Below are 13,268 nucleotides of genomic sequence, written 5' to 3'. Positions count from 1 at the left end.
ATATTTTAGTTTTCAGATAGCTGTAAACTTCTTGGAGGCACAACGGTCTCCATCAAAGCATCTTTATTTCCATCAAATGTTTTGGTAATTGCATAACCATTTCTGGTTATCCCCTCGAATACTCCCTGATCTGCCAGGTCCCAAAGTGCGTACTTCGCCTCGCCCTTGAGAGTGATCAGTCCAAAGTGATTTTCAGACCCTAGTGGGTTAGAAGCATCTTTCCATTGTTCATTGAATATTTCAAAGTAGAAGCAGGTAAGACCGGCACCATTTGTCCATTCCCGAATATGATCGTAATACAACTTTTGTTTGTATTCGTCTGAAGCTCTGGAACCTTCATTACCGTAGAGTTCATTGGTTTTACTGGCCCATCCGGTTTCACCTATGTGAATCTCCTTTTCGATCCCTAGGCTTTTGATATAGTCTTTGGTACTTTGGTATTGGGAAATGGCATAATCCCTGGCTCTAAGCATCGCATTATCCACCTTCTCGATTTCTGAGAGTGTATCGGAATCTTCAACCTGCCAATAATGGGGATTATAATGTGTATCATGATACGGATAAGTATGCATTGAAACATAATCCACTGCTTTTATTAATGCTTCCAATTCGGGCTTATGATAGCTCGAATCTCCACCACCCCATGATGCGAAATTATCTGAGCTGGTTACCCATAAATCCTGAGCTAATTCTCCTGATTTTTTTAAGTCTTGAAGATGGTTTACCCATTTCAATATTATTGCAGGACTCACAAAATAAGCTTCCGCCCAATGCACCATTGCCTCATTTCCTACAGCGATGATTTTTACAATGTCAGGATATTTCTGAGCCAATCGAACCGCCTCATCAATCTCTGCTTGATTATTTTTAAGGTCTTCAGCTTCATGATTTCGATAATCCGTCCAGGCCCCTTCACAATCAATCCACGCGCCCAACATAACATACATCTCAAACCCATCATTTTCCTGCTTCATCTGATGTATAGCTTCAAGGAGATTAGCAGCATGTGCGTACTGTTGTGTATTGTACGTTCTTAGAAGTTTGATATCCATCGCCGACAGGATGCGTAAGCCTTCTTTCAGCTGATTAACGCTCGGAACACTATCCCTGCTTAATCCTCGATACCCTCCAAACGAAAATGCCTGATGGTCAGGATTCCCTAATATTTCTGAAGCTGATTTTGATTGGTTCATGCGTTTATTTTTAGAACAACTGGTTGTAATAATTGAAGAGGTTATTAAGAGCAAAAAAAGGAATATGCTTTTCATTCGCTTTACAATTCACCTCTACGTTTAATTAAAGTCTCTTTTATCTCTTCCACTTTCTCTTCAGTCAAATCGTAATCCCACATTACCCAAATGGCAAGAGCAGCCGTAAATGCGGGAATAACTATATCAGCAAGTCTAAGATTAGTCATTGCCTCCATAGACTGTGTGGCAGCTCCTGACTCAAAGCCAACTACCTTAAGTACAAGTCCAGCTAGGATCAAAGCAAGCGCCTGACCGATTTTAACCATCAGCCAATAGATAGCACCAAATGTGCCCTCTTTTCGTGGCATCCCATTTCGCAATTCATCCAGATCGCACACGTCGGCAGTCATACTCATCATCAGTGTAAACAAACCGCCTATTCCAAAAGACATCAATGGGATAGGCATGAAAATCAACCACGGATTTGCCGGGTTAAAACCCCACCACTTTAAGGTGTATCCTACAATTGAAATAAGTGTAGCAATAATGAATGCGTTTCGTTTTCCTAGCTTGTCCGACATATAGGATATGATTGGTATTACCAGAAAAGCAGTTGCCACTGCGCTCATCGTTGCAAACCATGCGGGCCATGAGCCTGTGAGGCCGTAATCACCATTAAACATATAAAAGACGATAATGAAGTAGGCAAAACCGGCTATTAATTGAAATCCGTTGAAAACGAGAAAAGTTGCTCCGCATAATCTTAAAAAAGGCCCATTGTTAGAGATCTCCTTCATATTCTTCCAAAGACTTGCCAGGTTTTTGAAAATGCTAGCAAAGTTCAATTGAGCCCGATTTTTCATCTCGCTGGCGTCCAGCCCGTTACAAAACAAACCTGGTAAAATACCAAGCACGATACAGACAGCTCCGACAATAATTGCCATTTTTCTTACTCCTTCATCTTGAGAAGCAAAAAGACTAGGATCCGCTACAAGGACCCAAAACCAGGGCACCACCATCCAGGCAATTTGTCCCATTGTTTGGGCAAAGGCCATTAATCTGGTACGCTCATTGTAATCGGTTGTCATCTCATAACCAAGACCCACAAATGGGGTAGCATACATGGTATTACCAAGTGTGAACAAAAGCGAAAAGATTAGGAAGTACCAAAAATTATAGTCCTGAGAGTTGGCAACATTAAGCTGCCAAAGCAGTGCGAAAATGACACCACTCAATATGGCTCCAATAACGATATAAGGTCTTCTTCTTCCCCATTTTGATTTTGTATTGTCTGTGATAAATCCCATGATAGGATCCGTGACCGCATCAAATAGGCGGGGAAGTCCTCCTAGCAGGCCTGCAAGGAAAGGATCCATGCCAAAGGCCGTTACAAGGAAGAACATGAAAATATTTAAGGAAGCAGGTAAAAGGTTTAAAACCAGATTACCTGTTCCATAGGCCATTTTCTGTCCTATTGGGACTAAGTCTTTACTTATGTTTTTGCTCACAATGGTTTTATTAAACCCGCGCTATCTGAGTTCTTGATTTATCAAGACCCTAGACAGCTAATTAATAGCCGTCATTTTGCGTGAGTACCCCGTTTGAAAGGTCAATTTCGGTTTGAGGTATCGGAATAAATCCGCGAGTAGCTGAATTGAAACTGGTTTCATAAACTTCATTTGGACCTGAATAATTTGGACCAATAACCCCTGAAATTGTCAATTCTTGAGCTGCTACCGTTTGTCCCCTTCTCAGAAGATCCCAGTATCTCAGTCCTTCACCCGATAGCTCCATTCTTCGCTCATTGAATAGTGCATCTTCTGTGTAAGCAGGCAGGTCAGCTAATCCAACTCGCTGGCGTACTCTGTTTATGTATGCAACATTATTACCTATCTCTGCTGCCATCAGCAATACATCCGCAAACCGTATCGCTCGATAGTTACTCATATTATGAAGCTCAGGAGTACCCACTGTACCTCGGTCTGCTAAACGTGTAGTGTATTTGGCGTTATAGTATCCTGTATATTGGTAGGATCCAGTATTTAAAGTAATACCCGGTTCTGCCTGAAGTTGAGCTTGCTGAAGAATTGTTGCATCCCTTCTTGGATCACCGTTCATGTCTAGGAAAAGCTTATGTGTTGGAATAGCAAACGCCCAACCTCTATAATAGGTGGATGAATTTGTAATCCTTGGACCCATCATTTGCGCTGCAAGATTTCCTTCCACATATTGCTCAGTACCCCAATCTCCACCTACTGGTAGTCCTGCATAGGAAATTTCAAATACACTTTCAATTCCAAACTCTGCAGATGAAAGAAAGATATCTGCGAAATTGGCTTCCAAATCGTGACCGCTGTTATTAATCACATCCTCCAATTGGGTTAGAACATAGGAATCTGTAATTGCTGTGCCATCTGCACTCATTCCTACGCCATAAACACCTTGTTCAAACAAATGAACCCTTCCCAGTAATGCCTTTGCAGCCCAGCGAGTGGCCCTTCCAGTTTCAGAAGAAGGATAAGAATCAGGTAAGTTTTCGATTGCATCGACCAGGTCAGATGCGATAAAGTTGTACACTTCTCCAGGACCAGATTGAGGTATTTTAACATCATCAGCACTGGTTGGAGTAAAATCCAACAATACGATATTCTCAAAAAATCGAACTAACTCAAAATTGAAATAGGCTCGAAGGAACTTAGCCTCTGCTATAAGTTGAGCTCTTACCTCATCAGTTACATTTTCTAATGCCTCTGCTTTTTCAATGGTAAAATTGGCTCTGTAAAGGCCTGTATAATTTCTTGTCCATATTGAATGAACAATTCCATTTGCAGTACCAAGCTGAAACCTGTTAAATTCATCTTCATCTGCACCATCTCCCGCATCTTGACCACCGGCGTAAGCATCATCTGATAGGACTTCAGAAATTACCAAATAGGGAGACCATGCAAGGTCTCTACCCTTTTGATGGCCTAAAACATCATAAGTTGAATACAAAGACTCTTCAACTCTGTCGGCTGTTACAAAATAGTTACTCGCAAAAACAGAACCTTGTGGTTCTACGTCAAGGATATCGCTGCTACAGGCAGTTATGATTACTGCAAGTATTAAAAAAGCTACTTTTTTAATCGATGTGATATTGAGATTATTCATAGTCTTTCTTTTAAAATTTCTTAAAATGATATACTGGTTCCTAGTCTGAATGTCCGTGGCTGTGGATAGATACCTCTATCAATCCCAGTATCGACGACACTTGGCCCTCCAACTTCAGGATCGGATCCTTCATACCCGGTGAATGTATAGATGTTCTCTACTGAGAAGTACACCCTCCAATTAGTAGCACCAATTTTTTCTACAGTACTTTTAGAAACGGTATAACCTAATTGAACATTACGGACTCTTACGAAGGCTCCATTACGGATATTCAACATATCAGTCACACGTGTATAATTTCGGTTTGGATCAATAACTGCCAGCCGCGGTACACTGTTAGATGGATTTTCCTGTGTCCATCTATCCAGGATATACGTCTGTCTGTTTGAGGTCGGGATATCAGGTCTCCCCATTCCATTAAATACCTCCAATCCGAAAGAACCGGATAAAAGTGCACTGAAATCAAAGTTTTTGTAAGAAGCAGATAGGTTAGTCCCTAAAATCCAGTCAGGTAGCGGACTTCCTAGAACGGTCCGATCATCATCGGTGATCTGACCATCTCCATTTACATCTACATATCGAATGTCACCTGGCTGAGCATTTGGCTGAATGGGGTTTCCATCACTCCCGATGTAAGAGAATACATCCGCTGGAGTTTGGAATATGCCATTGGTCTTATACCCAAAGAAACTAGTCACAGGCTGTCCCTCAATGATTCGGGTAACTTCACCTGCCAGCGCCCATGATGCGCCAGGGATGAACCCGGACTCATCGGCTATTTTGGTCATGGTATTTTTGTTGTAGGTCGCATTTAGTCCGATTGAATAGCTCAAACCTCCAGAGGTATTTCTCCAACCTAATTCAATCTCAAACCCTTCATTTTGCATCTCACCTACATTGTTGAAGGTTCCAGGAATACCCAAAGTACCAGGCAATCGCTCAAACTGTAAAAGTCCTTCTGTTACTCTTTTGTAGTAATCCAGAGTTGCCGTTAATCTATTATCAAACATTCCGGTTTCAATTGCAATATCTAACTGATTGGAAGACTCCCATCTAATGTCTTGATTCGCAAAAAATGCAGGGGTAGCTCCCTGGAATGGTGCTCCCTGGAAATTATAGGCGATGTTGAAATCTACCGGAGATTCAAAAGCAAATCCCGGAATACGGTCATTTCCGTTTTGTCCCCATGATGCTCTAAGTTTTAAGAAGCTTAGATTCTTCAGGTCTGGAAAAAATGGTTCTTCATTGATTACCCAACTGGCACCAAACGACCAGAAATTACCGAATTGATTATTTGTACCGAAGTTAGATGACCCGTCTCTCCTATAGGTAGCTGATAGAGAAATTCGATCTTTGTAGTCATAAAGTAATCGACCAAAGTAGGAAAGCAGGGAACTATTAAAAGCTCCACTTCCGGTAGCCATCGTTGAGTCTACGGCTAACCCCAAATATCTTAGGTTAGGGTTTTCTACTGGAGCACCCTGCGCGGTTCCAAATAAATCTTCAAATTTTCTTTCAACTGCAGTAGTTCCTACCAAGGCATTTAACCTATGATCACCTACTTCCTTTTGATACATCAAGGTGTTTTCCCATTGCAGCGTTACATTCCTTGCAAAGCTTTTAAATAAGCCAGTAAACTCACGGGCATTTGTTGCTGATAAAAAGTATGCCTCATTGAAATTATTATTTTCTAAGAAACTTAAATCTATTCCTGCGTCCGTTTTAAAGGTCAATCCTTCGATCGGGTATGCCTCTGCATAAAATCTTCCTAAAATCTGGTCTTTACTGAATGTCCCATTTTGTATTTGCAATTGCGCTAGCGGATTGACTACCTCTTGCCCAACATTATTAGAAATGCCAAACACATTGCCATTTTCATCAGTCACTACTGGATTATTTGCATAAAACCTTGTCGGGTCTGTAAGGACATCCGGGTCGGTCTCATACACGGCTGTTAAAGGATCTATGTTCAATGCACTTCCGAGTTCACTATTAAAGGATCCATTACTAGTTACTCCGCGCGCTTTTAAGTGTGTGTAATTAACACTTGCTCCTGTTTTTAAGTATTTGTTCAGGTTGACAGATCCTTTAACTCTACCGATATACCTCTCAAGCTTAGATTTATCACCACCGATGATCCCTTCCTGATTGAAATAAGAAATGCTTGATGCGAAACTTGATTTTTCATTTCCTCCTGACATGGAGATTTCATGAGATTCTATTGGTACATTTTTGCTGTAAAGTTGGTCTTGCCAGTTTGTATTATTCTGAGGAATTTCATTTGGATCAAAAGGATTACCGTTTAGGTCCGATGCTCCAGCGTCAGCCATAAGTTGTTGATATTGTTCTGCATTTAGTAGATCTACTTTTTTAGCCACATTCTGAACTCCGACATATCCTGAATAGGTAATGGAGAATCGTCCATCACCTCCAGATTTAGTTGTTATGAGAATGACCCCATTAGCGGCTCTTGCTCCATAAATAGAGGAAGATGCTGCGTCTTTTAGTACCTCTACAGATTGAACATCACCAGCATTTATATTATCTATACTGGCTACAGCAATTCCATCTACCAAAATCAATGGACTATTGTCACCATTAGTGCCAATACCTCTAATTCGAATCTGAGGAGCCTCACCAGGCTGACCGGATTGATTCAAGATTTGAACACCAGCTACCCTTCCCTGGATTGCCTGATCAATTCGGGCAACCGGCTGTTTATTTAATTCTTCTGAAGAAACGCTGCTAATTGCACCCGTTAAGACTTTCTTTTTTCTGGTTCCATAACCGATCACTACTACTTCCTCCAACTCACCCAGGTCCTCTTCCATAACTACATCGATTACCGTCCGTTCTCCCACAACAACTTCCTGAGCGGCAAATCCAATGTACGTAAAAGAAAGAACTGATTCTTTTGATCCAACACTTACGGTATATTTTCCATCAATATCCGTAATTGCGCCATTAGATGTACCTACCTCAAGAACCGTGACACCAGGCAAAGTCTCGCCGTTAGCATCAGTAATCGTTCCCGACACAGTTACCTGAGCCATCGAAAAAGCCGCTACATGAATCAATGTAGCAAACAATAATATTTTTATTTTTTGGGTCATGGTTAGTATGTTTTAATCCACTAAATATTGAATTATAGAAGCTGGTTAATTAACTAGCTAATTGTTCTCTTGAAATACTCGCACATAATCAACGATCATGCGTTGAGGAAATATGGTTGATGAATTTGGGCTTCCAGGCCAATTACCACCAACAGCCACATTGAATATGAAAAAGAATTCTTCTTGAAATTCAGAAAGATCTGCAGGTGTAATACTCATTGCATGGTATTGCCTATCATCAAATAACCATCTGATTTGTGTTTCATCCCAGATGATGGTAAATACATGGAATTCATCATTTAAAATTCCGCTTGACAGTCTGGTGCTTCCACCAAAATCAGCCTTGGTTCCACTAGCATCCCAATGTGCGGTTCCATGAACCACATCTTCATTGTTAGTGCCTCCAATCATTTCCATGATATCAATTTCACCACAGTAAGGCCATCCTACAGATCTGAAATTTGCTCCCAACATCCACAGCGCAGGCCAAAGCCCTTGCCCTTTTGGCATCTTAGCCCTTATGTCTACACGTCCATATTTGAAATCAAATTTTCCTTCTGTCGTCAATCGCGAAGAGGTATATTGACTTCCACTAAATGATTCTCTTCGGGCTTCAATTAACAAATACCCTTCTCTCATGGAGGTGTTGTCTTCTCGATAGTATTGCAGTTCATTATTGCCCCATCCTCCACTGCCTGTGCCTATTTCATAGTTCCAGTAAGTTTCGTTTAGCGCAGAACCTTCAAACTCATCGTTCCAGATGAGGCTCATTCCATTGTAGGAGAGTGGTGATGTATATCCTGTATCATCGATAGGTCCGGATAAATCAGGATCTTCGATTGATATGGTTTTAGTTTCTCGAATAAACTTTCCGGAAGACCCGAAAGCCTTTATCTCCAATGAATAATTGCCGCCTTCGGCGTAGGTGTATTCGAGCATACCGGTCGAATTGGTTACAGCGTCACTGCCGTCACCAAGATTAAATTGATATTCAACAACATTGTCTGCTGTTGCTGTAATCGATACATCTCGAGTGTCTTCAGATAACACTATATCAACCACTAAATTAGATGGCTCATTTGAGGAAATATCAGAGCCAGAGTCATCACATGAAAAAGCGATGAATGATAATAAAATAAATAGGATGCCAAACTTATTAGTCATCTATATTGGGTTTTTTTAATAATGCTTGGTGAGAGGGGTTATTAATAAGCCGCATTCCATGCATTACATGGAACGCGACTTCATTAACTTAAAATATTACTCTTACTCTACAAGTATGATATCATCAAAATAATGAGTTCTTTCAGTCGCCTTGTCAGACTGATCAGCATTTGGATCAAAATCGAAGAATATTGCTATGACATTATATTTCTCTGTGTCATTACTCGTGTATAGTACTTCGAATTCTTCCCAGGTATTAGCTGCGGTAATCGTAAAATCAGTTTCAGTGGCAACACTCGCATCAGCACTGTCTTCCAGCTTAAACTTGAACGTTGATCCTGCTATCGGAGACCAAACTTTTACTTTAATCGTCTTCTTAACAGAAAAATCAATATATCCGTCAAGAGTAGTTGATGCACCAGAATAAAATTTACTTGCTGCCGGTTCGAAAAGCTCACCTACAGTTGCACTTGTATTTATTCCTGAAGCATCGGGATTGGCAATAGCTGCAAATGTCATTCCTCCACCTGCATCGTCAGTTCCTCCAAAAGGACCAAATGTTGGCGAGTTTGTTTCAAAATCAATTTCCACCACGTCAATCAATGTTTTCTCTGATGTAGGGCATTCTTCAACAATAACAGCATCCGATGCATTTGCATAACTAACAAGTGTAAATGCCCAGTAGCCAAATACTACTCCATCATCGTCAGTAAGATCGGTCTCTAGTACAAGTGTATCTGCCGCACCTTCAACTTCAACCAATTTCGCAACATTGTAGGTAACAGATGGTTGCGGAGAAGTATAGGAATCTTTATCAGTTCCTGCCTTAGTTAAACCGATAAAGCCTCCATTAATGGTTAAAGATGTTGAAGTTGGATCGTAAGTGAACGGATGAGTTCCTGAGTTCCAGTCAGTTAAATCTTCACCACCAGGACCTACATAATTTGCATCGATAGCTTCAAAACAAGATTCAGAGCCATTTGCGAAAAGTCCACCTTCATACCAGTAGTCGCCGTTGTTTTCGTATGTAAAAGTTCCGTCTGTGTTAAATGTCCACGTATCATCGAATATACATTCGCGCGAACAAAGGTCTGCGATTGCAAACCAAACAGCTGATCTATCTGTTGGGCCAACTTGCAAAGGATTTACACCAGTAGAATTATCCGCTACTAGCTGCCATACTTTTCCATTTTCTCCGATCAGTGCACGTTGAGCTGCCAAAGGATCTGTGATTGTTACTTCATCTGTAAAAGTTGAAGTAGCTCCATTTGTATTTGAGGCTACAAGTGTTACAGTGAATGTCCCTGCTTCCATGTAAGTGTATGTAGGATCAGTTTCAGTACTGGTACCTCCATCACCAAACGTCCATGCGTATGAATCAGCATTCAATGAAAAGTTTGTAAATGATACTTCCAAAAAGTTATCAGTACTTACTTCAAATTGAAAACTTGCAACCGGATCCAGAAGATCTTGGATGTCATCTTCTGAAAAACATGATGTTAAAAACATCATTGTAGCAAAGGTCATCATAAGACCGATACTCTTGAATAATTGTGATTTTTTCATTTCAGTTAATATTTTAAATTAATACCTGTCGTTTAAGATTTTTCCCAATCGACTCAACAATACTATTATATAATCCTTGAAAATTCCCCTTAATACACTACATCAAAAACTCATCATATCTAAATTCTCATTACATCAATTACAATTAAAATCGTACATTTGAATGAATAGAGATAATTTTTACTTTCTCAATTATTTCTTACTTAAAAAACAAATACTCTACTATGCGGATGAAAAACATCTTGCTTTTTATGATTTTTTCAACAAACTGGGTTTTTTCTCAAACCACCCTGGTTAAGAAAAATGATCTTATATCGATTCCGCTTATCACCACATTTACTCCATCTGAATACAATGGCGGTATTCAAAACTGGGGCATTGCTCAAGATACTACTGGTTACATCTATGTAGCTAACAACTATGGCCTGCTGGAGTTTGATGGAGCTACCTGGAATAGTTATCCAATAGATGGAGCAACAAAAACAAGATCTGTTTTAGTAGATGAGACAAGCAACAGAATATATGTTGGAGGGCAAAGACAGCTAGGATACTTTGATCGAACCTCAAAAGGCCTATCCTACCAGAGCTTATTGGATAGAATTCCGTCCGGTATCGCCGTAGATGAAATCTGGGATTTGATCACCTTTCAGGGAAATATATATGCAAATATCAATGGAAGTATTGTCAGCATTAAAAACGACAGGATAACCTCTGTCAAAAACGTTGATGGTGTAGAATTTCTAATGCAAGCAAATAACGAGTTGATTGCCGGATCCACGAACGGGATTTACATTAAAAAAAATGGGGAGGGTTTTAAAAAAGTACACAAATCACAGAAAAGCTTTCGAGGCGCGATAAAGCAAGATGGAAACTATTTGATGTTTACCTATGATGGGGAAATCTATCACTACAATCAAGGCAACTTAAAGCGCTATTATGCTCAAATTGATAACTTCTTAGCGGACGCAAAGATCAATAAAGTGCTGAAGCTATCCAATGACCATGTAGTGATTGCTACACAAAACAATGGTCTCATTATCTTAGACAAGGACCTTAGCCCTATTCAACACTTAACCAAAAACAAAGGATTGAATCATAGAACGGTTCTTTCTTTGTATGAAGATGACTTTAAAAATTTATGGGTAGGACTAAACAATGGGATTAGTGTAATTGAACTTGGATCTCCGTTTTCCTTAATCAATGAAAATGTAGGGCTTGAAGGGACTGGTTACGTTGCATCTGTTCATAACAACACTATCTACTTAGGCACCAGTAGTGGGCTCTTTAAGCCATATGAAGACAGAGATTTTCGCTCAATCAGGGGATATTCCTTAATAAACGGAAGTGAGGGATTGGTAAATAACTTATCTATCATCGATGGAAAAATTATCCTTAGCCATCACGAAGGGGCCTTCAAATTAAATTCCTCAGGTACCGATCAATTTTTTGATGCGACTGGCACATGGCAGTTTAAAGCAATCGGAAATTCCAAGTGGTTAGGTGGAACATACGACGGCTTTTACCTGATTAATCAAATTGGTAACACGCAAAGCACAAAATACTTAAAAGGTTTGGCGGAATCGTCGCGGGTATTTGAATTTGAAAATGATACTACTTTGTGGATGACTCATGGCTATAAAGGTGCATTTAAAATAACCATTAAGGGAGATTCAATCCATGATGTTAAACGATATGGGGCAAATAGCGGATTCCCGTCCGACATACTTATCAGCGTATATCAAATAGGTAACGAATTGATTTTCACCGGTGAGTTAGGTGTTTATCTGTACAATGCCGAATCGGACTCTTTTGACCGACATCCATTTTTAAATGAATGGTTTGGCGATAGACATGTGAGCAAGATCAAAGAGGCCGCAAATGGCAACATTTATTTTATAGCAAATGGTGAAATGGGCGTGCTTAAGAGAAAAACAATAGGAGTCTATGAAATTCAGGAAAAGCAATTCAGAAAAATAAACGGCTTTATTAGCGATGATCTTGAAAATATCAATCTCTTGAACTCAGAATCAATCCTAATTGGTGCAAAGGAAGGTTTTGTTTTGTATAAACCTGATTGGGATCAACCTATTAAGGAAGTTTTTCACGCCCATTTAAAAAATGTTTCAGTCACAAATCACGATGATTCCACCTCTCATATTTCAGGCACGTTCTTTAAATCTAAGGCCCTTGAAAAAACGAAACGACTAAGATTTGAATATTCATCGCCCTATTTTGATGGATTAAATGATATTAAATATGCTTACCGCCTGATGCCTTATGAAAATGAATGGTCTGAATGGAGCGCAACAAACTGGGAAGAGTATACTAACCTTCCAGCAAAAGATTACACTTTTGAAGTGAAAGCCATGAATGTATATGGTAACGAGAGTGTCGTCAGCAGATACAATTTCACCATAAACCCTGAATGGTATGAAACCAACCTCGCATATGCAGCCTATGCATCACTAATCCTATTCATTTTTACATCCGTATTATTGGTTCGGGAGCGAAAACATAAAGTCGAAAAACGATTTATCAATCTTACTAAAGAAGAAGTAATACGATCCAAAGAACGCGAAATATCAGAGTTTTCAGAGAAAACCAACCAGGAGATTCAGAGCTTAAAAAATCAAAGCCTTAAAAAGGAAATTGAGCACAAAAACAGTCAGCTTGCCTCCGTCACGATGCACTTATTAAGTAAGAATGAATTTGTGATGTCCCTTAGAAAGAAAATCAACGACGCGCTCGAAAACAAAGACAATACAGAAACACTGAACAAAATCGTTAAATCCATCGATCGAAACATCGATGAGGATGAGGCCTGGGAAACTTTCGCCCACCACTTTGACCAGGTCCATGGTAACTTCCTTCATAAAATCAAGCAAGAAGTACACCTGACGCCACAAGAGACAAAACTGTGTGCATATTTAAAAATGAACATGAGCACAAAAGACATTGCCAACCTAATGAATATCACCATCCGTGGTGTAGAACTCGGTCGCTATCGTTTACGAAAAAAACTTGGAATTCAGCGTGAAACCAATCTGGTGGAATACCTGGATAATTTTTAACATACTACTTCTGT

The 13,268-nt window shown here is 39.9% G+C and carries 7 protein-coding genes; 1 reads left to right on the top strand and 6 read right to left on the bottom strand.

The window, feature by feature from the left end:
• Positions 1–5 precede the first annotated feature (5 nt).
• The 6 genes from ACO05G_RS04800 to ACO05G_RS04775 form a co-directional block, all read right to left on the bottom strand.
• Positions 6–1,193 (bottom strand): glycosyl hydrolase family 17 protein, encoded by a 1,188-nt coding sequence (locus ACO05G_RS04800; RefSeq protein ID WP_421764935.1) that lies wholly within the window; start codon positions 1,191–1,193, stop codon positions 6–8.
• Positions 1,194–1,273: 80 nt separating this feature from the next.
• Positions 1,274–2,698 (bottom strand): MFS transporter, encoded by a 1,425-nt coding sequence (locus ACO05G_RS04795; protein ID WP_421764934.1) that lies wholly within the window; start codon positions 2,696–2,698, stop codon positions 1,274–1,276.
• A 61-nt stretch (positions 2,699–2,759) separates the two neighbouring features.
• Positions 2,760–4,340 (bottom strand): RagB/SusD family nutrient uptake outer membrane protein, encoded by a 1,581-nt coding sequence (locus ACO05G_RS04790; RefSeq protein WP_421764933.1) that lies wholly within the window; start codon positions 4,338–4,340, stop codon positions 2,760–2,762.
• 20 nt (positions 4,341–4,360) lie between these two features.
• Positions 4,361–7,453 (bottom strand): SusC/RagA family TonB-linked outer membrane protein, encoded by a 3,093-nt coding sequence (locus ACO05G_RS04785; RefSeq protein WP_421764932.1) that lies wholly within the window; start codon positions 7,451–7,453, stop codon positions 4,361–4,363.
• A 57-nt stretch (positions 7,454–7,510) separates the two neighbouring features.
• Complete coding sequence (locus ACO05G_RS04780) at positions 7,511–8,617, bottom strand: glycoside hydrolase family 16 protein (RefSeq protein WP_421764931.1); 1,107 nt, start codon at positions 8,615–8,617, stop codon at positions 7,511–7,513.
• A 102-nt stretch (positions 8,618–8,719) separates the two neighbouring features.
• The gene (locus tag ACO05G_RS04775; protein ID WP_421764930.1) at positions 8,720–10,183 is read right to left on the bottom strand and encodes a PKD domain-containing protein; all 1,464 of its coding nucleotides are present in this window, start codon (positions 10,181–10,183) and stop codon (positions 8,720–8,722) included.
• Positions 10,184–10,413: 230 nt separating this feature from the next.
• On the opposite strand from ACO05G_RS04775, the gene ACO05G_RS04770 reads away from it, so the two are divergent.
• Positions 10,414–13,254 carry a triple tyrosine motif-containing protein gene (locus ACO05G_RS04770; protein ID WP_421764929.1) on the top strand — a complete coding sequence of 947 codons (2,841 nt, stop codon included), beginning with the start codon at positions 10,414–10,416 and terminating at the stop codon, positions 13,252–13,254.
• Positions 13,255–13,268: the final 14 nt, after the last annotated feature.

It is taken from the genome of Ekhidna sp. (assembly GCF_965227465.1).
Taxonomy (GTDB): domain Bacteria; phylum Bacteroidota; class Bacteroidia; order Cytophagales; family Cyclobacteriaceae; genus Ekhidna.
This window is presented reverse-complemented; position numbering and strand designations above follow the sequence as displayed.